Below are 23,335 nucleotides of genomic sequence, written 5' to 3' on the forward strand. Positions count from 1 at the left end.
TCAGTCAGCCTGCCCGGAAGGCTGCCGCTGCCCCCGTTCCGCTTCCATCCCATCCGTCCGTCGTGCCCACCGGCAGAGGTTGCGTCTCCCTGATGTCGAGTCACCACACCGCGTCCGCGCGGGAACCAGCACGGCTACCGTCGTACTACGCGGAATCGCACACGGTTGAGGGGGCCTACGCAGCATGAGTGCCGGCGACGATCACGGCTACAGCGACTCGGGCACAGGCCGTACGGACGATGGATACAGCACACTGGGCGGAACGCGCCAGACCCGTACACGATTCCCCGACGGCGGGGGCGGCGACGGCTACGGCGGCTCCCGCCGGCCGGCCCGCAGTTCACGGTCCCTGGTCATGGTGGTCGGCGTGGTCGTCCTCCTCATCGCGGCTATCGCCTTCGCGAACATGGGCGGGGGCGGGAACGACGGCGGGGCGTCGAAAGGGACCGGCGGCGGCAACAAAGCGGGGGCGGCACCGACGGCGGCGACGGGTACGAAGCCGGTGACGGGGAAGAACGGCACGATCGCGTCGGGGTTCGCGCACGACGAGCAGGGTGCGCAGAGTGCTGCAACTAATTACGCCGTAGCACTCGGTTCTGCCGACATGTTCAATGCCGCCGCACGCCGGGGAATCCTGCAAGCCACTCACGACCCGGCTGTGGTCGACCGCCTCCAAGCCGACATGGACAAGGCATACTCCGCAAACCTCTTCACCAATGTCGGGTTGAACGAAGACGGCAGCACACCCAGTGGACTGACGTTCGTCTCCCGGACCGTGCCTGTCGGCACCAAAGTGACCAAGCAGACCGGGGACACAGCCACCGTCGAGGTCTGGTGCACAGGCCTTGTCGGGATGGCCGGTCAAGGCTCCACCAAGCCCGTCACCGAGACCTGGTTCACCATCACCGAGAACCTGAAATGGGTCGGGAACGACTGGAAGATCGAGTCGTCGAACCAGACAGAAGGCCCGACACCGGTCAGCGGCGACAACCGGGCATCGACTGCAGACGACATCGCCGGTGCGGTTGAGCAGTACGGAGGCTTTACCTATGCCCGCTAGCCGTCGCTCCCGTGCGATCTCTGTCGCGTCCGTTCTGGGAAGCGTCCCAGCCACGATCGTCCTCTTGGCGTCCCGTGCCACCGCAGCACCGAGCCCGACGCCGAGCCCATCTCCGAGTAAGAGCAACAACGCCTGCGACCTCATCGTCGGACTCGCCAAGGACTACTGCGAAAACGGCGACGCCGGCAGCCCCAAAACCACCTCCCCCGACGACGCCGCCAACGCCCTCGACCCCCTCTCCTCCCTCGCCCGCGGCTGCGCCGACGCCGCGGCCTGGATCGTCGGCAAGCTCAGCGACGCGGTCAAAGGCACCGCGAACGTCGACTTCACCAACCCCAAGTTCCTCCAGCAGTACGCGGTCATCTTCGCCGCCTCCACCGTGCTCACCCTCGTCCTCTGGCTGCTCGCCGTCGCCAAGCGCGCCATCCGTGGCGTTCCGGTGGCCACCGCGATCTCCGAGGCTGTCGGGTTCCTCTGGCTGACCGTCCTCGCGTCCGCGTTCACGCCGCTCATCCTCTACACAGTCGTGTCGGCGACCGACGGGGTCACGGACGTCATCGCGTCGTCCTCCGGCGGGCAGACGGATGTCTTCTTCGGTTCGTTCGCCGAGGCGCTGAGCAAGGGCTCCGACATCGGCGGCGGGCCGATCATGCTGATCGTCGTCTCGCTCGTGTCGATCCTCGCCGCTGGCGTGCTCTGGCTGGAGCTCGTGATCCGGGCCGCCCTGCTCTACGTCGGCGCGCTGCTCGGCGTCGTCGTCTACTCGGGGCTCGTCGACAAGAACATGTGGGGCCATGTCCGCCGCTGGGCGGGCATCATGATCGCGGTGATCATGGTGAAGCCGGTCATCGTCATCGTGCTCGGGCTGGCCGGCGCGCTCTCCTCCGACGGGGGACCGAACGCGTTCTCCGCCGTCGTCTCCGGGCTCGCCATCATCCTCCTGGCGATCTTCGCCTCGGCGATGATCTACCGCTTCGTCCCCGGGTTCGGCGACGAGATCCAGGGCGCCCGTACCAACCGCAAGCAGGCCACCGACGGCGCCCAGGCCGCAGCCCTGATCAGTTCCCCCGCCGCCCTCGTCTCCCAGGGCATCAAGACCCACAGCAGCCGGAGCGGCGGCGACAACGGCGGACAGGGCGGCGGCAACAGCGGCGGCAGGCCCGCCAACCCGGTCAGCGGCGGTGTGGCTGCGCACAGCTCCCGCAACACCGGCGGGAGCGGGGTCGGCGGCGGATCTGTCCCCTCCGCCGCACCTCCGCCCCGCAGCGGATCGGGACCCACCTCCGGCACCCCGCACAGCAGCCGCACCGGCCGGAGCGGCGGTACAGGCAATTCAGGTAACAACAGCACAGGAGGTGGAGGGCGTTGACGACCCAGTCCCATCCGCTCGCGCCCCGCCGTACGTATCTCATCGGCCGGGCCCGGCCGAACGCGATCGTCGGCAAGAACCGCGAGACCGGCGAGATCGCGCTGATCATCGTCGGCGCGTTCCTCGGCATGATGAGCGGGCTGATCGTCCCCGTCCTGTCCCTGCGGATCGTGCTGCTCACAGGATTCCCGCTGCTGGCGCTGGCGATCGTGTACGTCCCGTACAAGCACCGCACCTTCTACAAGTGGTTCGAGATCAACCGCAGCTTCAAACGGTCCGTGCGCCGCGGCGCCGCGTACCGTTCCTCCGCCATGGAAGCGGGCGTGCGGGGCGACGGCCGCGAGGTCGAGATCGGACCGCCCCCGGGCATCGGCCGCATCAACTGGCTCGCCGCCCCCTTCGGCCCGGACGAGATCGCCGTACTGCTGCACGCCGACCGCCGCACGGTCACTGCGGCGATCGAGATCGAGGGGCCCGGCGTCGGGCTGCGCGACAGCGAGGACCAGGAGGCACTGGTCGACCGGTTCGGCACGCTGCTGAAGCATGTGGCGAACGGCGACGGCTTCGTGACCCGCATCCAGATGCTGGCCCGTACCCTGCCCGCCGACCCCGACGCGCACGCGAAGGACGTCGCCCAGCGGGGCGACAAGACGGCCCCGGGCTGGCTGCAGGAGTCGTACGACCAGCTCCAGTCGATGGTCTCCACCTCCAGCGAACAGCACCGCGCCTACCTCGTCGCGTGCATGCACTTCAACCGCGAACTGGCCGCCGAGGCGAACGCCATGGCCCGCGCCGCCCGCCCGCAGGCAGGCCGCAAGCTCGACCGGGACGCGGGGCTCGCCGTCGTCATGGCGCGCGAACTGACCGACATCTGCGCCCGCCTCGCCGAAGCCGACATCCGGGTGCGCCAGCCGCTCGGCCAGAGCCGGCTCGCCTCCCTCGTGCACTCGATGTACGACCCCGACCACCCCATCGACCACATCCAGGCGATGACGAAGCGCAACGCCTGGCCCGCCGAACTGGATGCGGTCGAGCCGACGTATCTGCAGGCCAAGACCCGCGAGTCGGCGACACGTGCGCCCTGGTGCCACGCCACGGCGTGGGTGAAGGAATGGCCGATGACGCCCGTCGGCGTCAACTTTCTCGCCCCGCTCCTCGTCCACACCCCGGACGTCATCCGTACGGTCGCGGTCTGCATGGACCTCGAACCGACCGAGGTCGCCATCGAGCGGATGCTCACGGAGAAGACGAACGACGAGGCCGAGGCGAGCCGCCAGGCCAAGATGAACCGGACCGTCGACCCGCGCGACATCGCCGCCCACGGCAGGCTCGACCAGCGGGGTGAAGATCTCGCGAGCGGCGCGGCCGGAGTGAACCTCGTGGGGTACATCACCGTGTCGTCGCGATCACCCGAGTCCCTCGCCCGTGACAAGCGAACGATCCGGGCCTCGGCCGGCAAGTCGTACCTGAAGCTGGAGTGGTGCGACCGCGAGCACCACCGCGCCTTTGTGAACACCCTGCCGTTCGCCACAGGCATCCGTCGCTAACCGAGAGGGCAGTCACGCCATGCGAGATCCGCTGTCCGCGTTGTCGGATGCCTTCACTTCCTTCCTCTTCGGGAAGGTGGAGACGACCAGACTGCCCGTGCGTACCTCCACCGGCCAGGCCCAGGCGGTGTACCTGCCCACCGCCGCGCCCGGTCTCGGCGACTCCGGCGTGATCATCGGCCGCGAGGTGTACTCCGGCAAGGGGTACATCTACGACCCCTTCCAGCTCTACGGGCAGCAGCTCCCCGCCCCGCACTGGCTGGTGCTCGGCGAGTCGGGCAACGGCAAGTCCGCGCTGGAGAAGACGTACGTGCTCCGTCAGCTCCGCTTCCGCGACCGCCAGGTCGTCGTCCTCGACGCCCAGGGCGAGGACGGCGTCGGCGAGTGGAACCTCATCGCCCAGGAGCTCGGCCTCACCCCCATCCGCCTCGACCCGACCGCGGCCCTGAACGGCGGCATCCGGCTCAACCCGCTGGACCCGTCGATCACTACGACGGGCCAGCTCGCCCTGCTCCGTACGATCATCGAAGTCGCGATGGGCCACGGACTCGACGAACGTTCCGGCTTCGCGCTGAAGGTCGCGCACGCCTACGTCAACCAGACGATCAACGAGCGGCAACCCGTACTGACCGACATCGTCGAGCAACTGCGCCACCCGGAACCCGAGTCCGCCGAGGCGATGAACGTCGACATAGACGACGTACGCGCCTGGGGCCTCGACGTCGCCCTCGTCCTGGACCGGCTCGTCGACGGTGACCTGCGCGGCATGTTCGACGGCCCGACCTCCGCCGGCATCGACCTGGACGCGCCCCTGATCGTCTTCGACCTCTCGCACATCGACCGGAACTCGATCGCGATGCCGATCCTGATGGCGATCGTCGGTGTCTGGCTGGAACACACCTGGATCAGGCCCGACCGGAAGAAGCGCATCTTCCTGGTCGAAGAGGCCTGGCACATCATCAATTCACCGTTCGTCGCCCAGCTCTTCCAACGGCTGCTGAAGTTCGGCCGGCGGCTGGGACTGTCGTTCGTCGCCGTGGTCCACCACCTCAGCGACGTGGTCGACGGGGCCGCGGCACGCGAGGCGGCGGCGATCCTCAAGATGGCGTCGACCCGCACGATCTACGCGCAGAAGGCCGACGAGGCCAGAGCGACCGGGCGCGTACTCGGCCTGCCCCGCTGGGCGGTCGAGATCATCCCCACCCTCACCCCGGGCATCGCGGTATGGGACGTCAACGGGAACGTACAGGTCGTCAAACACCTGATCACCGAGGCGGAACGGCCACTGGTCTTCACCGACCGTGCGATGACCGAGTCGTCCGCAGTCGATCTGCTGCCGGAGGACGTACGGGCCGCAGAGCTGGAGACCGAACAGCGCGCGGCACGCATCGAGCACCAACAACGACTGAACGAGTCGTCCGAGTCAACGGTGGCATGACATGGCAGGGCGTACAGAGCAGCAGACCGGTCCGAGCACCGGCGGCATCCCGGACGGTCTGCTGGTCGGTCTGCTGGGCTTCCTGCTCGGGCTGGCCGTCCTGGCCTGGACGGCCACCGGTCTGTCCGGACTGTTCACGCACGGCGCGTGGCCGAAGGGCGTCACCTTCACCGAGACGCCGCTCGCCATGCGCCGGCTGGCGGCGGCCCCGCACGACATCCCGGCAGCCTGGCCCGACACACCGGCGGACGAGCTCTCCGGTTACGGGCTGTTCTGGGGCCTGTTCATAGGCGAACTCATGGTGCTCATGGTGCTGACAGTGTTCGTGATGGGCGTGGTGGCCCGCTGGCGCGCGGTACGAGCACGTCGGCGGGATGAGCGTCGCGAAGAGCGCTTCGCAGCGACCGTCGAAGCGCGGGACGAGGAGGGCGACGCGAGACGCACGGCGCACGCGAGGCGCGAGGAGCCCGCAGGGGTGGAAGTCTCCGTCCCCGCACCTGTCCCCACACCCGCCCCCGCTGCCGCAGCCACCCCGGCACCGGCCGAATCCGCCGAGGACCCCGCGCCCACTCTCCTCGCGCCGGCCGTCCCTTCCCCCCGCACACCTCTCGTCGTCTACGGCCCGGCCGCCACCCGTCGGCCCACGGTCGTCCAGGCCATCCGGGAGGCGGACGGACCCGCCCTCGTCATCACCTCGGACCCCACCGTCTGGGCGGAGACGAAGGACGCCCGCGCCAAACTCGGCCCCGTCCTCGTCTACGACCCCGGCCACCTCTGCGACACCCCGGCCCGCCTCCACTGGTCCCCCACCGCCGGATGCGAACAGCCCGATACGGCAGCCGCCCGCGCAGCCGCGCTCCTCGCCCCGGTCCGTCCCCAGGCCCGTATCGACGCGATGACGGCCGGGACCGCGGAGACCCTGCTCCAGTGCTGGCTGCACGCCGCCGCCATAGACGGTCGCCCGTTCCGCCAGGTCCACCGCTGGGCTCTCAGCGGCAACGCCCATGAACCCGTACGCCTGCTCCGTACCCACCCCAAGGCGGCCTCCGGACTCGCCGGCCTGCTGGAGTCCGCGCTCACCGGTCACCCCGAACGCCGGGAGATGGCCCAGGAGCTGACGGTACGGGCGTTCGCCGCACTCTCCTCGGTCCACATCCGCGAGGCCTGCACACCGAACCGGGCCGACTCGCTGGTACTGGAATCTTTTGCGGACGAAGGGGGCACGCTCTATGTGGTCGGTGAACCCATCGAGGATCCTCGCTCCACACCCGGTGCGATGCCCCTGCTCACCGCCCTCGCCTCACACGTGGTCGAGCACGGCCGCCGCATGGCCGCACGGTCAACCGACGGTCGGCTCGACCCACCAATGGCCTTGGTCCTCGACGACGTCGCGGCTGTGGCACCACTCCCCCAACTCCCTGAACTGCTGTCGACCGGCCAGGACCAGGGCCTGCCGACGCTCGTCCTGCTCCGCTCGAAGGAACAGGCCCGGGCCCGCTGGTCGTCCCCGCTCTAGTGCCCCTCCCGGCACGCTGTGCCGGTCACGGCACTGGGAGTTGCGTGACGGGTATCGAGGCTGCCGGAAAAGCCCGGCCGCTCGGGGCGACAGCCGGCCGAGCCGGTGCGGCAAGCCATCAAAGGGGACGGACGATCTCGTACTCCAGGTCAAGCGCCGTCGGATCGTCCGGCTCGGCGAGGGTCTCCCCGGTCGGTACGAAACCGAACCGGCGGTAGAACGCACTGGCCCGCGGGTTGTTCTCGTGCACATAGAGACGCACCCGCTCGATCCGCGGCTCGCCCAGCGACCACGCCCAGTCGACCCCGGCCCGGAACAACTGGTCGGCCAGCCCACTGCCCCGCGCCTCGGGCCGCACAAAGACTCCGACCACGTGGGCCTGGTGGATCTTGGCGGGCGCACCGAACCGCAGGTCCCCGTCCGGTCGCTCGATGAGCACGCTGATCGTTCCGGCCCAACTCCCGTCGGGTGCCTCGGCGATGAACTGACGTGTCTCGTCGCCACTGGACTCCGCCCCACCGGCCGCGCGCCCCTGCCAGAACGCGTCGGGCTGAGCCAAGCCCTGCTCGTACGTCTCCAGGAACGCCACCGGAGCCGCCGGATCCTGCAGGGCGGCGAGCCGTATGTCCTTGACCAGCGTCCATTCCTCGGCGCGTACAGGGCGAATCACATAGTCCATACACCGATCCTGTCCGGCACCCCCTCCCCGAGCAACCGAATTCGTCCTCCCGGGCCCGCACCAGCTCGTACTGTCTACTCCCGTGACAGACATGAAAGGCCTGCTCGCGGCCTATGACGAGCAGATGCGCGGCGTGCCGCCCCACTCCCCGGCAGGGGTCAGCCACGAACAGGACGGCCCCCTGACACGGACCGTCGGCCAGTTCCGCGGTTTCATCAGCGCCCCGCGCGACCTGGGCGTCCGGGGCGCCGAACTGGACGAGTTGATCGCCCGTCAGCGTGACTACTTCGCTGCCCGGGGAGAGGCGGTGGAGTGGAAGATACGGGGTCACGACCACCCGGCCGACCTCACCGACCGCCTGCGCGCCGCCGGCTTCACCGCAGAGGACGAGGAGACCATCCTCATCGGCCTCACGAAGGACATGGCGTCACCGCCCGTGCTCCCGGACGGCGTCGCACTCCGCCGGGTCACCGAAGCCGCGGACATGCACCGCATAGCGGCGATGGAGTCGGTGATCTGGGGCCAGGATCTGAGCATGATCGGGGATGACCTGGCGGGCCGGATCGCCGCTGCCCCGGACGACATCACCGTCCTGGTCGCCGAAGCAGACGGCGAACTCGTCTCCGCGGCCTGGCTGGTCTTCAGGACGGGAACCGAATTCGCCGGCCTGTGGGGCGGCTCCACGCTCTCCACCTGGCGAGGACGCGGTATCTACCGCGCTCTGGTCGCTGCGCGCGCCGAAATTGCGGCAGCCCGCGGAGTGCCATATCTGCAGGTGGACGCGTCCGACAACAGCGCACCGATCCTGCGTCGCCTCGGCTTTCACGCAGTGACCACGACGACCCCTTACGTATGGTCGCCGTCGGACTGAACACGGCCCCGTGAACGCAGAAAAGCCCCGCACCAGAGGTGCGGGGCTTTCCCGGAATAATTGTTCGGCGGCGTCCTACTCTCCCACAGGGTCCCCCCTGCAGTACCATCGGCGCTGAAAGGCTTAGCTTCCGGGTTCGGAATGTAACCGGGCGTTTCCCTAACGCAATGACCACCGAAACACTATGAAATTAACCAACACCGGGCAACAACACGGCCGTTCGTTATTTCAGAACTAACACAGTGGACGCGAGCAACTGAGGACAAGCCCTCGGCCTATTAGTACCAGTCAGCTCCACCCGTTGCCGGGCTTCCACATCTGGCCTATCAACCCAGTCGTCTACTGGGAGCCTTAACCCCTCAAAGGGGGTGGGAATACTCATCTCGAAGCAGGCTTCCCGCTTAGATGCTTTCAGCGGTTATCCTTTCCGAACGTAGCCAACCAGCCATGCCCTTGGCAGGACAACTGGCACACCAGAGGTTCGTCCGTCCCGGTCCTCTCGTACTAGGGACAGCCCTTCTCAATATTCCTACGCGCGCAGCGGATAGGGACCGAACTGTCTCACGACGTTCTAAACCCAGCTCGCGTACCGCTTTAATGGGCGAACAGCCCAACCCTTGGGACCGACTCCAGCCCCAGGATGCGACGAGCCGACATCGAGGTGCCAAACCATCCCGTCGATATGGACTCTTGGGGAAGATCAGCCTGTTATCCCCGGGGTACCTTTTATCCGTTGAGCGACAGCGCTTCCACAAGCCACTGCCGGATCACTAGTCCCGACTTTCGTCCCTGCTCGACCCGTCGGTCTCACAGTCAAGCTCCCTTGTGCACTTACACTCAACACCTGATTGCCAACCAGGCTGAGGGAACCTTTGGGCGCCTCCGTTACTCTTTAGGAGGCAACCGCCCCAGTTAAACTACCCATCAGACACTGTCCCTGATCCGGATCACGGACCCAGGTTAGACATCCAGCACGACCAGAGTGGTATTTCAACGGCGACTCCACAACCACTGGCGTGGCTGCTTCAAAGTCTCCCACCTATCCTACACAAGCCGAACCGAACACCAATATCAAACTGTAGTAAAGGTCCCGGGGTCTTTCCGTCCTGCTGCGCGAAACGAGCATCTTTACTCGTAGTGCAATTTCACCGGGCCTATGGTTGAGACAGTCGAGAAGTCGTTACGCCATTCGTGCAGGTCGGAACTTACCCGACAAGGAATTTCGCTACCTTAGGATGGTTATAGTTACCACCGCCGTTTACTGGCGCTTAAGTTCTCAGCTTCGCCGACCCGAAAGTCAGCTAACCGGTCCCCTTAACGTTCCAGCACCGGGCAGGCGTCAGTCCGTATACATCGCCTTACGGCTTCGCACGGACCTGTGTTTTTAGTAAACAGTCGCTTCTCGCTGGTCTCTGCGGCCACCCCCAGCTCACCGAGTAAATCGGATCACCAGTGATGGCCCCCCTTCTCCCGAAGTTACGGGGGCATTTTGCCGAGTTCCTTAACCATAGTTCACCCGAACGCCTCGGTATTCTCTACCTGACCACCTGAGTCGGTTTAGGGTACGGGCCGCCATGAAACTCGCTAGAGGCTTTTCTCGACAGCATAGGATCATCCACTTCACCACAATCGGCTCGGCATCAGGTCTCAGGCTCATGTGTGACGGATTTGCCTATCACACGCCCTACACCCTTACCCCGGGACTACCACCGCCCGGGCTGGACTACCTTCCTGCGTCACCCCATCGCTTACCTAGTACAAGTCTGGTTCGTCGGCTCCACCACTACCCTCAACTCCGAAGAGATCGGGCCGGCTTCACGGACTTAGCATCGCCTGATTCAGTATTGGGCGTTTCAAAGCGGGTACCGGAATATCAACCGGTTGTCCATCGACTACGCCTGTCGGCCTCGCCTTAGGTCCCGACTTACCCTGGGCAGATCAGCTTGACCCAGGAACCCTTAGTCAATCGGCGCACACGTTTCTCACGTGTGTATCGCTACTCATGCCTGCATTCTCACTCGTGAACCGTCCACAACTCGCTTCCGCGGCTGCTTCACCCGGCACACGACGCTCCCCTACCCATCCGTACTCCCGTTGGGGATACATGTACGAATGACACGACTTCGGCGGTACGCTTGAGCCCCGCTACATTGTCGGCGCGGAATCACTTGACCAGTGAGCTATTACGCACTCTTTCAAGGGTGGCTGCTTCTAAGCCAACCTCCTGGTTGTCTCTGCGACTCCACATCCTTTCCCACTTAGCGTACGCTTAGGGGCCTTAGTCGATGCTCTGGGCTGTTTCCCTCTCGACCATGGAGCTTATCCCCCACAGTCTCACTGCCGTGCTCTCACTTACCGGCATTCGGAGTTTGGCTAAGGTCAGTAACCCGGTAGGGCCCATCGCCTATCCAGTGCTCTACCTCCGGCAAGAAACACACGACGCTGCACCTAAATGCATTTCGGGGAGAACCAGCTATCACGGAGTTTGATTGGCCTTTCACCCCTAACCACAGGTCATCCCCCAGGTTTTCAACCCTGGTGGGTTCGGTCCTCCACGAAGTCTTACCTCCGCTTCAACCTGCCCATGGCTAGATCACTCCGCTTCGGGTCTTGAGCGTGCTACTAAAACGCCCTGTTCGGACTCGCTTTCGCTACGGCTTCCCCACACGGGTTAACCTCGCAACACACCGCAAACTCGCAGGCTCATTCTTCAAAAGGCACGCAGTCACGACTATTGCTCCGAAGAACAACAGCGACGCTCCCACGGCTTGTAGGCACACGGTTTCAGGTACTATTTCACTCCGCTCCCGCGGTACTTTTCACCATTCCCTCACGGTACTATCCGCTATCGGTCACCAGGGAATATTTAGGCTTAGCGGGTGGTCCCGCCAGATTCACACGGGATTTCTCGGGCCCCGTGCTACTTGGGTGTCTCTTAAACGAGCCGTCAATGTTTCAGCTACGGGGGTCTTACCCTCTACGCCGGACCTTTCGCATGTCCTTCGCCTACATCAACGGTTTCTGACTCGTCTCACAGCCGGCAGACCGTGAAAAAGAGATCCCACAACCCCGCATGCGCAACCCCTGCCGGGTATCACACGCATACGGTTTGGCCTCATCCAGTTTCGCTCGCCACTACTCCCGGAATCACGGTTGTTTTCTCTTCCTGAGGGTACTGAGATGTTTCACTTCCCCTCGTTCCCTCCACACTGCCTATGTGTTCAGCAGCGGGTGACAGCCCATGACGACTGCCGGGTTTCCCCATTCGGACACCCCCGGATCAAAGCTCGGTTGACAGCTCCCCGGGGCCTATCGTGGCCTCCCACGTCCTTCATCGGTTCCTGGTGCCAAGGCATCCACCGTGCGCCCTTAAAAACTTGGCCACAGATGCTCGCGTCCACTGTGCAGTTCTCAAACAACGACCAGCCACCCATCACCCCACCCGAAAAGGGCGAGTTCACTGGGGCCGGCAACTGAAGGCGACCATACGGCCGTACCCTCAGACACCCAACAACGTGCCCGACACAACCGATCCCTTCCCACGTTCCACGCCGAAGCAGTACTAGTGAAAAACAACCTGTCGTGCCGAATAGTCAACGTTCCACCCATGAGCTGACCACCGTCGAACATTTGCCGACGTAGTGGCTCTGGATTCCTTGCGGAATCTAGATGCTCCTTAGAAAGGAGGTGATCCAGCCGCACCTTCCGGTACGGCTACCTTGTTACGACTTCGTCCCAATCGCCAGTCCCACCTTCGACAGCTCCCTCCCACAAGGGGTTGGGCCACCGGCTTCGGGTGTTACCGACTTTCGTGACGTGACGGGCGGTGTGTACAAGGCCCGGGAACGTATTCACCGCAGCAATGCTGATCTGCGATTACTAGCAACTCCGACTTCATGGGGTCGAGTTGCAGACCCCAATCCGAACTGAGACCGGCTTTTTGAGATTCGCTCCGCCTCGCGGCATCGCAGCTCATTGTACCGGCCATTGTAGCACGTGTGCAGCCCAAGACATAAGGGGCATGATGACTTGACGTCGTCCCCACCTTCCTCCGAGTTGACCCCGGCAGTCTCCTGTGAGTCCCCATCACCCCGAAGGGCATGCTGGCAACACAGAACAAGGGTTGCGCTCGTTGCGGGACTTAACCCAACATCTCACGACACGAGCTGACGACAGCCATGCACCACCTGTATACCGACCACAAGGGGGGCACCATCTCTGATGCTTTCCGGTATATGTCAAGCCTTGGTAAGGTTCTTCGCGTTGCGTCGAATTAAGCCACATGCTCCGCTGCTTGTGCGGGCCCCCGTCAATTCCTTTGAGTTTTAGCCTTGCGGCCGTACTCCCCAGGCGGGGAACTTAATGCGTTAGCTGCGGCACCGACGACGTGGAATGTCGCCAACACCTAGTTCCCAACGTTTACGGCGTGGACTACCAGGGTATCTAATCCTGTTCGCTCCCCACGCTTTCGCTCCTCAGCGTCAGTAATGGCCCAGAGATCCGCCTTCGCCACCGGTGTTCCTCCTGATATCTGCGCATTTCACCGCTACACCAGGAATTCCGATCTCCCCTACCACACTCTAGCCTGCCCGTATCGACTGCAGACCCGGGGTTAAGCCCCGGGCTTTCACAACCGACGCAACAAGCCGCCTACGAGCTCTTTACGCCCAATAATTCCGGACAACGCTTGCGCCCTACGTATTACCGCGGCTGCTGGCACGTAGTTAGCCGGCGCTTCTTCTGCAGGTACCGTCACTTTCGCTTCTTCCCTGCTGAAAGAGGTTTACAACCCGAAGGCCGTCATCCCTCACGCGGCGTCGCTGCATCAGGCTTTCGCCCATTGTGCAATATTCCCCACTGCTGCCTCCCGTAGGAGTCTGGGCCGTGTCTCAGTCCCAGTGTGGCCGGTCGCCCTCTCAGGCCGGCTACCCGTCGTCGCCTTGGTAGGCCATCACCCCACCAACAAGCTGATAGGCCGCGGGCTCATCCTTCACCGCCGGAGCTTTTAACCCCGTCCCATGCGGGACAGAGTGTTATCCGGTATTAGACCCCGTTTCCAGGGCTTGTCCCAGAGTGAAGGGCAGATTGCCCACGTGTTACTCACCCGTTCGCCACTAATCCACCCCGAAGGGCTTCATCGTTCGACTTGCATGTGTTAAGCACGCCGCCAGCGTTCGTCCTGAGCCAGGATCAAACTCTCCGTGAATGTTCTCCCGTGATCGGGATGACACACACGAGAGCGGAACGACCGGTCGGAATAGGACCGATCGTTCACAGCGTCCTCGCTGTGTAATTGCCTACCGGAACCGTGAGGCCCGACAGGACTTTCAAAGGAACCTCGAACCTGCCGAAACAGGCCGGGGTATCAACATATCTGGCGTTGACTTTTGGCACGCTGTTGAGTTCTCAAGGAACGGACGCTTCCTTTGTACTCACCCTCTCGGGCTTTCCTCCGGGCTTTCCCTTCGGTCTTGCGTTTCCGACTCTATCAGACTCTTTCGTGTCCGATTCCCGGTCGAAGCGGGTTCCGCTTTCCAGTTCTTCGCTTTCGCGTTTCCCTTTCCGGCGAGTCCGACTCTATCAGATCCTTTCGGGCCTGATTCCCAGTCAGCGGGGTTTGTCTTCCCGGCTGTTGGGCCGTTCCGACGTCCAAACTCTAGCGGATTTTCCCGGCGGCTCATAATCGAGCCTTCGAAATGAATTCCGGCATGCCGAAATCGTCCCGAGTGGGAGATCGTGCTGAGTTTGAGTTGCCGCATTCGCGGCGGGATCGGTTGTCGCAGAACCGTTCCGGCTCCGTGACAACTCGACGAACCTTACGGATCGGGTAGGGGCGTGTCAACTCCGCCAGGTCAAGCCGTTTTCCGGCGTGTCCCCGGCCCCGCGTGTCCGAGTCCGGAGCGGCTCAGTCGAGGTCTGTGAGGCGGCCGCCGGCGTCCGGCTGGGTGTGCTCGACCCTGCGCAGGAGGCGGATCAGCATCCCGCCGAGGGCTCCGCGCTCCTCGCCCGAGAGGTCCTGGAGCAGGTCCTCCTCGAAGGCGGAGGCCATGCGCATCGCCTCCAGCCACTTCGTACGCCCCTCATCGGTCAGTTCGACGATGACGCGTACGCGGTTGTTCTCGTCCCGGTCCCGCGTGACCAGACCCTCGTTCGCCATGCGGTCGATGCGGTGGGTCATCGCCGCCGGGGTGAGACCGAGGCGCTTGGCCAGCTCCCCCGGGCCCAGCCGGTAGGGGGAGCCCGCCACGACGAGGGTCTTGAGGACCTCCCACTCGGCGTTGCTGATGCCGAGGTCGGCCAGCTGGCGTCCGTACCCGACGTTCATCCGGCGGTTCAGCCGGCCGAGGGCCGAGACGACCTGCTCGACCTGGGGATCCAGGTCGCGGAACTCGCGCTGATAAGCGGCGATCTGCTCGTCGAGGCTCGGCTCCTGGAGGCCGGAGGGCTCGGTGGTGTCAGACATGGCGGGCAGTATGGCACGCCTTTCATTGGCATCGAAGTCCTTCGGTCTGTATTGTTGAGCTTCGAACTTTACTGTTGAAGTCTTTGGACGTGAGTCCTTCGTGAGCTTGAGGTAGGTGAGTGTGACCAGGGAAATGGGCGCAGCGCTGCGGCGGATCCAGCTGGGGAGCGCGCTGAGCGCGTTCGGTGTGGGGTTCACCGTTCCGTATCTGTACGTCTATGTGGCACAGGTGCGGGATCTGGGCGCCGGTACGGCGGGAGTCGTGCTGGCCGTCTTCGCCATGGCAGCGCTGGCAGTCCTGCCGTTCACCGGGCGGGCCATCGACCGGCGCGGTCCCATGCCGGTACTGATCGTCGCCGCCGTGGTGGCGTCCGTGGGCGCGGCGGCCCTCGGGCTTTCGTCGAACGTGACGACCGCCGTGCTGTCGGCCGCCGTCCTCGGTGCAGGCACGGCCGTCATGTCGCCGGCGCTCGCGACGATGCTCGTCCAGTGCTCCGGCGCCGCCACCCGTACGCGCGCCTTCGCGATGCAGTTCTTCCTGCAGAACCTGGGACTCGGCATCGGTGGTCTGGTCGGCGGGCAGATCGTCGACACGAGCCGCCCGGAGACCTTCACGCTGCTGTTCCTCATCGAGGCGGCGATGTTCATCGTGCTCGGCGTCGTCGCGATGACGGTGCGGATGCCTCGTTCCCCCGCGTTCGCGGACGCGAGGCCCACCGACGGGTCCGCCGCGAAGGGCGGGTTGCGGATGCTGCTCTCGCACCGGGCGATGGTGCAGCTGTGTGTGCTGGGCTTCGTGCTGTTCTTCGCCTGCTACGGACAGTTCGAGTCCGGTCTTGCCGCATACGGCACCGAGGCCGCCGGGATCGAGCCCTCGACGCTGGGCATCGCGCTGGCCGCCAACACCGCGGTCATCGTCGTGGCGCAGTTCGTCGTGCTGCGACTGGTGGAGCGCCGCAAGCGCAGCCGGGTCATTGCCGCGGTCGGGCTGATCTGGGCGTTCGCCTGGATCGTGGCGGGGTACGCGGGGCTCGGGCACGGCAGCCAGACCATGGCGACGGCCGCGATGATCTCCACGTACGCGCTGTTCGGACTCGGTGAGTCGATGCTCTCGCCGACGGTCGCGCCGTTGGTCGCCGATCTGGCGCCGGAGTCGATGGTCGGTCAGTACAACTCGGCCTTCGCCCTGGTCAAGCAGCTCGCGCTGGCGGTCGGTCCGGCCGTGGGCGGGCCGATGGGGGCCTCGCTGCACGGGCCGTACATCGTGACGTTCGTGCTGTTCTCGCTGGGCATCACGGTGCTCGCACTGCGGCTGGGGCGCCGGCTCACCCCCGTACAGGATCAGCCTTCGCTCGCGGTGGCGCCGTCGCGGGTGGTGGCCCTGTCCGTACCGGACGCCGAGGCGACAGCCACAGCGACGGCCGAGCCGGCGACCGCCCCCGTTGCGGCTCCTGTGGTTTCAGCCGCGGCTCCTGCTGCCGCTCACTGAGGCAGCGCGAACTCGCACCAGACCGCTTTGCCGCCGCCGGGTGTGCGACGGCTGCCCCAGGACGAGGCGATCGTCGCGACGATGGAGATGCCGCGGCCCGCTTCGTCCACCGGCTCGGCGCGGCGCCGGCGCGGCAGGTGGTCGTCGCCGTCGGTCACCTCGATGATCAGGCGGCGGTCGGTGCGGCGCAGACCCAGGCGCATCGGCGGGGTGCCGTGCTGGAGGGAGTTCGCCACCAGTTCGCTGGCGGCGAGGACGCCCAGGTCGCACAGTTCCACCGGGAACCGCCACGACGTCAGGACGCCGGTGGCGAAGGCGCGGGCCCGCGGGGCCGCTTCGATGCCGCCGAGGAGATCGAGCGAGGCGTTGTGGAACAGCTCCGCGTTCGCCCCCGTGCGGGCCGGGTGCTGGACCACCAGCACCGCCACGTCGTCGTCGTGTTCGGCGGTGACCCCGAGGGAACGGATGAGACGGTCGCAGACCACCTGCGGTGATCCCTTGGCGCCGGAGAGGGCGCGCTCCAGGGCCGCGACCCCTTCGTCGATGTCCTCGCTGCGGCGTTCCACAAGACCGTCCGTGTAGAGGACGGCGGTGGAGCCGGGCGGCAGCGCGATCGTGCCCGACGTGTGGATCCAGCCTCCGGTGCCGAGCGGCGGTCCGGTCGGGTCCTCGGCGCGGCGCACCGAACCGTCCTCGTCGCGGACGAGGATCGGGAGGTGGCCGGCGGAGGCGTAGACGAGCCGGCCCTCGTTCGGATCGTGGACCGCGTAGGCGCAGGTGGCGATCTGGCTGGCGTCGATCTCGGCGGCGAGCCCGTCGAGCAGCTGCAGCACCTCGTGCGGCGGGAGGTCGAGGCGGGCGTAGGCGCGGACGGCGGTGCGGAGCTGGCCCATCACCGCGGCGGCGCGCACCCCGCGGCCCATCACGTCCCCGATGACGAGCGCGGTGCGGCCCGCGCCGAGGGTGATGACGTCGTACCAGTCGCCGCCGACCGCCGCATCCGTGCCGCCCGGCTGGTACGTGGCGGCGATCCGCAGGTCGTCGGGCTGCTCCAGCTCCTGCGGGAGCAGGGAGCGCTGGAGGGTGACGGCTGTCTCGCGGTGACGGCGCTCGCTGGTGCGGAGGCGCTCAGCCGCTTCGGCGTGGTCGGTGACGTCGGCTGCGTAGACGAGAACACCGCTCTCACTCCCCTTGTCGCTGCCGCTGCCGTCCTCCTTGCCGTGGGCGGCGGGCGTGGCGACCGGGGTGCAGGTCACGGTGTACGAGCTGCCGTTGCGGACCTTGCGGGACTTGACCGTACGGGGCGTGCCGCTGCGCAGGACCTGATCCATGAGGGGCAACAGGCTGAGCTCGTCGAGCTCAGGCATCGCATCGGCCGCCGTGGCGCCGGTGGGGCGGGGACCGAAGGCTGCCGCGTAGGCGTCGTTGACGTAGGCGATGCGGTGGTCGGGGCCGTACACCAGGGCGACCGGGGCGGGCAGCCGGCCGAGGAGCTCGCGGGCGGAGAGATCCTCCAGCGCGGGTCCGGGGGCCTGTTCGGAGGCCGGTCCGGAGACCTCTCCGAAGGCCTTGGGGGTGTTTCCGTCCGGTGCGGCGGACCCTGGCCCGGCCCCGGCGTACTCGCCGCGGGCCGCGGGCACCGAACTGCGGTTGTCCCGGGCGGCGGCGCGGCGCTGCGTTCCTGGTAGGCGGGCGCTCCAACGCGTGAAGTTCACGGAAATTCTGGCCTCGTGTGTCGGTCTGGTCCGCTCGGGCGGGCTGCTTCCTCTGCCGGTTCTGCTTCCGGTTCTGCTACCGGCTCTCTTCCGCCGGGGTCGGGGGCACCGGGGGCCGGACCCCCGGTGAGGCGCAGCCGGGCCTCGTACTGGTCACTGTTGGTCACTGTCGGCCGGGTCACTCTGTGCAGGTGTGGACCCACCTATGGTCACACGTCCAGTGTGACGGACCGTACTGACAGTCAGCCATCCTGCTTGGGTGGACCGTCGTCCCCGGTGCGTCTGCCCCCGGCGGCGAGTTCGAATTCGGCGCGCGGGTGTTCCAGCGAGCCGAGGGAGACGATCTCGCGTTTGAAGAGTCCGGCGAGGGTCCATTCGGCAAGGACGCGGGCCTTCCGGTTGAAGGTCGGGACCCTGCTCAGGTGGTACGTGCGGTGCATCAACCAGGCCGGATAGCCCTTGAGCTTGCGTCCGTAGACATGGGCGACGCCCTTGTGGAGGCCGAGCGAGGCGACGGAGCCCGCGTAGCTGTGCCGGTACTCCTCGAGCGGTTTGCCGCTGATCGCCGCGAGGATGTTCTCGGCGAGGACTTTGGCCTGGCGCACGGCGTGCTGGGCGTTGGGCGCGGTCTCCTTGCCCGGTTCACCGGCCGTCAGATCGGGAACGGCCGCGGCGTCCCCGGCGGCCCAGGCGTGTTCGGCGCCCTCGACGGCGAGCCGCGCGGTGCAGCGGAGCCTGCCGCGCTCGGTGAGGGGCAGATCGGTGGCGGCGAGGATCGGGGCGGGCTTGACGCCTGCGGTCCACACGAGCGTACGGGTCGGGAAGCGCGAGCCGTCGCTGAGGACGGCGACCCGGTCCTCGCAGGAGTCCAGCCGGGTACCGAGGCGTACGTCGATATTGCGGCCGCGCAGCTCCCGTACGGCGTACATGCCCATCGCGTCGCCGACCTCCGGCAGGATCCGGTCGGACGCCTCGACGAGGATCCATTTCAGGTCTTCTGCCTTGATGTTGTGGTAGTACCGCGAGGTGTAACGGGCCATGTCCTCGAGTTCGGCGAGCGCCTCCACGCCCGCGTAGCCGCCGCCGACGAAGACGAAGGTGAGGGCGGCGTCGCGGATGGCCGGATCGCGGGTGGCGGAGGCGATGTCCATCTGCTCGATGACGTGGTTGCGCAGGCCGATGGCCTCCTCGATGGTCTTGAAGCCGATGCCGTGGTCGGCGAGGCCGGGGATCGGGAGGGTGCGCGAGACGGAGCCGGGTGCGATGACGATCTCGTCGTACGGGATCTCCAGGGCGCCGGTGCCGTCCTCGCCGGTGGCGAGCGTGGTGACGGTCGCCGTGCGCTTGGCGTGGTCGATGCGCTGCGCCTCGCCGACGACGATCGTGCACTGCGCCAGCACGCGGCGGAGCGGTACGACGACATGGCGCGGCGAGATCGAGCCTGCGGCCGCTTCGGGCAGGAACGGCTGATACGTCATGTAGGGCTCGGGCGTGACGACGACGATCTCGGCCTCGCCGGACTTGAGTCTCTGCTTCAGCTTCCGCTGGAGACGCAGCGCTGTGTACATCCCGACGTAGCCGCCGCCGATGACGAGGATGCGCACACCCGGCGGCGGGCCGGGGGGTGTCCCCCGGGAATCTGAAGCCATCACCTCCCCATGACGCAACGTGCTCAGGTATTTGTCCACAGCCCCGGCAAATTGTGTGACCGGAGGTTCCGGATGGGCCCCTGGGGTCGGCCATCGGGGCAATACGGAAGCTGCGCAGGTCAGACGTTGCAGTGGGGGTGATGGCGAGGGGTGGAATCAGGAATCAACCGGTCCTTGCTCCGATCGGGGGGCGCACCGTGCGGAACTGCCCTCTTCTGAATTGACCCGGGCTCAACTATGTTCGTATGTCGTCGGGGTGTCGGGCTGGGACGATGATCCACTCCCCGACTGACACGGCGGGAAGTCTCCGGGGGGAGACGTCATAACCGGGGGAAAAGTTATGCATATTCAGGATTCGCATTGGCAGACTACTGCTGTCTCGTCCGACGGAAACGGACGAATCGGCACAGTCGGTACGGTGAGCACGGCGGGAACGACTGTCGGCTCCAGCTCCACCGTCGGCCGCTCGGCGCCGCTGCGCGTGGACGCACAGCGAAATCTGGAGCATGTACTGCGGGCCGCACGCGAGGTGTTCGGCGAGCTGGGGTACGGGGCTCCGATGGAGGACGTGGCACGCCGCGCCCGGGTCGGGGTCGGCACGGTGTACCGGCGTTTCCCGAGCAAGGACGTGCTGGTGCGCCGGATAGCCGAGGAGGAGACCTCCCGGCTGACCGACCAGGCGCGGACCGCACTGGGGCAGGAGGACGAGCCGTGGTCGGCACTCTCGCGCTTCCTGCGGACATCCGTGGCCTCGGGCGCGGGGCGGCTGCTGCCGCCGCAGGTGCTGCGGGTCGGGGTCGATGTCGACGACTCGACGGTGGCCGGGGACACGGGAGTTGCGCAGGATGTGGGCGCGGTCTCGGCTGTAGGCTCCGGCGATGTCCGGGATGCCCGGGATGAGGCACGGGTTCCTCATCAGCGGCAGGGGGCGGGCCAGGCCGACCTCCGGGTCGCCGGCCGGCACCCGGCCGACGACGACGGGCTCTCGGGCGAGGGCGCGGGCACGGCCGAACTGCTGGAGGTCGTGGGCCGCCTGGTCGACCGTGCGCGGGCGGCGGGTGAGCTGCGGCGTGATGTGACGGTGGCGGACGTGCTGCTGGTCATCGCGACGGCGGCGCCCGCCCTGCCGGATGCGGCTCAGCAGGCTGCCGCTTCGGCCCGACTGCTGGACATCCTGCTGGAGGGGCTGCGCTCGCGCCCTGCGTGACCGGGACGACATGAACGGGACCGCATGACAGGTGAGCTCGAGTGTGCGTGAGCCCGGGCTCACGGGTGGGATCGGGCTTGCGCCTCGGCTCGAACGTGCGAGCAGCTCGGCGGACCTTCGGGCGGCCGAGCTGTGGCCGCTCGGGCCGTGCTTCGATCCGCCGGGCAAGGCGCCCGGCGGCGCGGGTCGGCGCGGCGGTCGGGCGCCGTCGGGCCCCCGCGCGGGGCGTCGGGTCCGTGACGGGCGGCGTGAGAGGTCGGTGTGGTCCTCGTGCGGGGGGCGCGTTCGGCAACTCGGCTGCGCCGGAAGCTCGTTGATCCTTCCCCATTCGAGTGCCCGCCAAGGGCTGTCCCGTCATCCCTGGCGGGCCAGCGCGCGGCGTCGGATGCGGTGCATCGCAAAGCGGATGAGCGTCTACATACTGGGCGCATTCGGGCGTTCCGGCAGTGCGGCGAGGTGCCATAGCTGTCCTCGTGCGCCCGCCAGGGGCCACGGGACTGCCCTTAGGGCTCGCAGAGAATCAACGTGTTGCTTCCGGCGATGCGGCTCGTTGATGTGGTATGGGCATAACGCAGGAGATTCGAGATCAACTGAGTGCGAAGTTCGGGGTGTTGTTCCCGCATCTGGACGAGCGGCAACAGCGTCTGCTGATGGGAGCCGAGGCCCGGCTCCTGGGACACGGCGGGATCCGGGCCGTCGCCCGGGCAGCCGGGGTCAGCGAGGCGACGGTCCGCAAGGGCGTCTATGAGCTGGAGGCTGGCGAAGGGCCCCTGGGGCGGGTCCGCCGGCCCGGCGGCGGACGGAAGAAGGCCGCCGACCTGGACGCGGGACTGCGTCCCGCACTTCTCGCCCTGGTCGAGCCGGACATGCGCGGGGACCCGATGTCGCCGCTGCGGTGGACGACCAAGTCGACCCGGAACCTGGCCGGCGAGCTGACGCTTCAGGGACACAAGGTCAGTGCCGACACGGTCGGTGACCTGCTGCGGGAGGCGGGCTTCAGTCTGCAGGCCAACTCCAAGACCGTCGAGGGCAAGCAGCACCCGGACCGGGACGCCCAGTTCCGCTACATCAACGACCGGGCCAAGGACCACATCAGCTCCGGAGATCCGGTGATCAGCGTGGACAGCAAGAAGAAGGAACTGGTCGGCCAGTACAAGAACGCCGGGCGGGAGTGGCAACCGGGGGGCGAGCCGGTCAAGGTCAAGACGCATGACTTCCTGGACCGGGAGGGGCCCGGCAAGGCGATCCCGTACGGGATCTACGACATCGCGGCGAACACCGGCTGGGTCAGCGTCGGCACCGACCACGACACCGCCGCGTTCGCGGTGGAATCCATCCGCCGCTGGTGGCAGGCCCGCGGCCGACACGATTACCCGCACGCCACACGGCTGCTGATTACCGCCGACGCGGGCGGTTCCAACGGCTACCGCACCCGCGCCTGGAAGAGTGAACTCGCTGCCCTGGCCGCCGAGACCGGCATGGACATCACAGTCTGTCACCTACCGCCGGGCACATCGAAGTGGAATCGGATCGAGCACCGGCTGTTCTCCCACATCTCCATGAACTGGCGCGGCAGGCCCCTGAGCAGCCATGACGTCATCGTGGAGACGATCGCGGCGACCACCACCCGCACCGGACTGACGGTCGAGGCCCGCCTCGACACCGACAGCTACGACACCGGCGTGAAGGTCAGCGATGCCCAGGTCGACGCGCTGGCGATGAGCCGGCACCGCTTCCACGGCGACTGGAACTACACGCTCCATGGCGATGCCTGCCCGCCCCCACGCCAGGGCGCGGGCATGGAGACCGAAGCGCGGTCGCCCGAGCTCCCGAATGACGTTGCCGCCGGCTCGCTCCGTGACCCGGAGCTGACCGGCATGACCGATCCACAACTGGACGTTCTGGTCAGCGCGTTGATCCCAGCACTGGCACGACGACGAGAGCAGACTCGCCGCGAACGCCGGGGCGGTGAGCGCCAACGAGCACGCGGTGCGGGCGCCAAGGACAAGCTCTCCGACGAAGACCGCATCCTGGCCACCGTGCTCAGCCTTCGCAAGATTGGTACCCACGACCTGCTCGCCCAGCTCTTCGGCGTCACCGGGAGCACCCTCACGCGGGCAGTCCAGGAAGTACGGCCCCTCCTGGCCGAGCGCGACCACGCGATCCCGCCTTCAACCGCCAGGTTCCGCACCCCGGCAGACGTGGCCGCCCACCTCGGCAAGTACGGCAGCCGACCCCCATCAGAGATCAAACCAGCATGTTGATTCTCTGCGAGCCCTTACGGCCTGGTGCACGATAGCGAGCGGATCAGGTCGTTAGTGCTCGCATTCGG

The 23,335-nt window shown here is 66.6% G+C and carries 13 protein-coding genes and 3 rRNA genes; 9 read left to right on the forward strand and 7 right to left on the reverse strand.

The genetic code is table 11. The features are described 5' to 3' along the window. The first annotated feature begins 184 nt into the window (after window positions 1-184). The 5 genes from OG395_RS26700 to OG395_RS26720 are packed head-to-tail and all read left to right on the forward strand — an operon-like array spanning window position 185 to window position 6,930. Window positions 185-1,060, forward strand: a complete 876-nt coding sequence (locus OG395_RS26700; RefSeq protein WP_327245195.1) for a hypothetical protein — start codon at window positions 185-187, stop codon at window positions 1,058-1,060. Next, entirely contained in the window at window positions 1,050-2,429 is a 1,380-nt protein-coding gene (locus tag OG395_RS26705) for a hypothetical protein (protein WP_327245196.1), read from the forward strand. Before OG395_RS26700 ends, OG395_RS26705 begins: the two co-directional genes overlap by 11 nt. Further along, complete coding sequence (locus OG395_RS26710; protein WP_327245197.1) at window positions 2,426-3,976, forward strand: SCO6880 family protein; 1,551 nt, start codon at window positions 2,426-2,428, stop codon at window positions 3,974-3,976. Before OG395_RS26705 ends, OG395_RS26710 begins: the two co-directional genes overlap by 4 nt. Window positions 3,977-3,995: 19 nt before the next feature. Continuing rightward, window positions 3,996-5,414, forward strand: a complete 1,419-nt coding sequence (locus tag OG395_RS26715; RefSeq protein ID WP_327245198.1) for an ATP-binding protein — start codon at window positions 3,996-3,998, stop codon at window positions 5,412-5,414. Window position 5,415: 1 nt separating this feature from the next. Further along, window positions 5,416-6,930: a type IV secretory system conjugative DNA transfer family protein gene (locus OG395_RS26720; RefSeq protein ID WP_327245199.1), complete on the forward strand. Its 1,515-nt coding sequence runs from the start codon at window positions 5,416-5,418 to the stop codon at window positions 6,928-6,930. Window positions 6,931-7,048: 118 nt separating this feature from the next. On the opposite strand, the gene OG395_RS26725 is transcribed toward OG395_RS26720, so the two are convergent. After that, complete coding sequence (locus tag OG395_RS26725; protein ID WP_327245200.1) at window positions 7,049-7,609, reverse strand: GNAT family N-acetyltransferase; 561 nt, start codon at window positions 7,607-7,609, stop codon at window positions 7,049-7,051. A gap of 91 nt (window positions 7,610-7,700) precedes the next feature. Between OG395_RS26725 and OG395_RS26730 the strand changes: the two genes are divergently transcribed. Continuing rightward, entirely contained in the window at window positions 7,701-8,480 is a 780-nt protein-coding gene (locus OG395_RS26730) for a GNAT family N-acetyltransferase (protein ID WP_376339350.1), read from the forward strand. Window positions 8,481-8,542: 62 nt separating this feature from the next. Here OG395_RS26730 and rrf read toward each other — a convergent pair. The 4 genes from rrf to OG395_RS26750 form a co-directional block, all read right to left on the reverse strand. Next, window positions 8,543-8,659, reverse strand: a 5S ribosomal RNA gene (gene rrf, locus OG395_RS26735). A gap of 79 nt (window positions 8,660-8,738) precedes the next feature. Next, window positions 8,739-11,863: ribosomal RNA gene (locus OG395_RS26740) — 23S ribosomal RNA — on the reverse strand. A 297-nt stretch (window positions 11,864-12,160) separates the two neighbouring features. After that, window positions 12,161-13,686: ribosomal RNA gene (locus OG395_RS26745) — 16S ribosomal RNA — on the reverse strand. Together the 16S, 23S and 5S rRNA genes form the textbook arrangement of a ribosomal RNA operon. 699 nt (window positions 13,687-14,385) lie before the next feature. Continuing rightward, window positions 14,386-14,943 (reverse strand): MarR family winged helix-turn-helix transcriptional regulator, encoded by a 558-nt coding sequence (locus OG395_RS26750; RefSeq protein WP_327245202.1) that lies wholly within the window; start codon window positions 14,941-14,943, stop codon window positions 14,386-14,388. 133 nt (window positions 14,944-15,076) lie between these two features. Between OG395_RS26750 and OG395_RS26755 the strand changes: the two genes are divergently transcribed. Further along, the gene (locus OG395_RS26755; RefSeq protein WP_327249470.1) at window positions 15,077-16,432 is read left to right on the forward strand and encodes an MFS transporter; all 1,356 of its coding nucleotides are present in this window, start codon (window positions 15,077-15,079) and stop codon (window positions 16,430-16,432) included. Here the strand turns inward: OG395_RS26755 and OG395_RS26760 are convergent. After that, window positions 16,426-18,147 (reverse strand): ATP-binding SpoIIE family protein phosphatase, encoded by a 1,722-nt coding sequence (locus OG395_RS26760; protein WP_327245203.1) that lies wholly within the window; start codon window positions 18,145-18,147, stop codon window positions 16,426-16,428. The two genes, OG395_RS26755 and OG395_RS26760, sit on opposite strands and share 7 nt — an antisense overlap. Window positions 18,148-18,389: 242 nt before the next feature. Continuing rightward, on the reverse strand, window positions 18,390-19,796 hold the full coding sequence (locus OG395_RS26765) for an NAD(P)/FAD-dependent oxidoreductase (protein WP_327245204.1): 1,407 nt from the start codon (window positions 19,794-19,796) through the stop codon (window positions 18,390-18,392). 340 nt (window positions 19,797-20,136) lie between these two features. Between OG395_RS26765 and OG395_RS26770 the strand changes: the two genes are divergently transcribed. Continuing rightward, window positions 20,137-21,003 carry a TetR/AcrR family transcriptional regulator gene (locus OG395_RS26770; protein WP_327245205.1) on the forward strand — a complete coding sequence of 289 codons (867 nt, stop codon included), beginning with the start codon at window positions 20,137-20,139 and terminating at the stop codon, window positions 21,001-21,003. A gap of 560 nt (window positions 21,004-21,563) precedes the next feature. Then, window positions 21,564-23,267, forward strand: coding sequence for an ISAzo13 family transposase (locus OG395_RS26775; RefSeq protein ID WP_327242291.1), 1,704 nt, complete (start codon window positions 21,564-21,566; stop codon window positions 23,265-23,267). Window positions 23,268-23,335: the final 68 nt, after the last annotated feature.

This window comes from Streptomyces sp. NBC_01320 (genome assembly GCF_035974375.1).
Taxonomy (GTDB): Bacteria; Actinomycetota; Actinomycetes; order Streptomycetales; family Streptomycetaceae; genus Streptomyces; species Streptomyces yanii.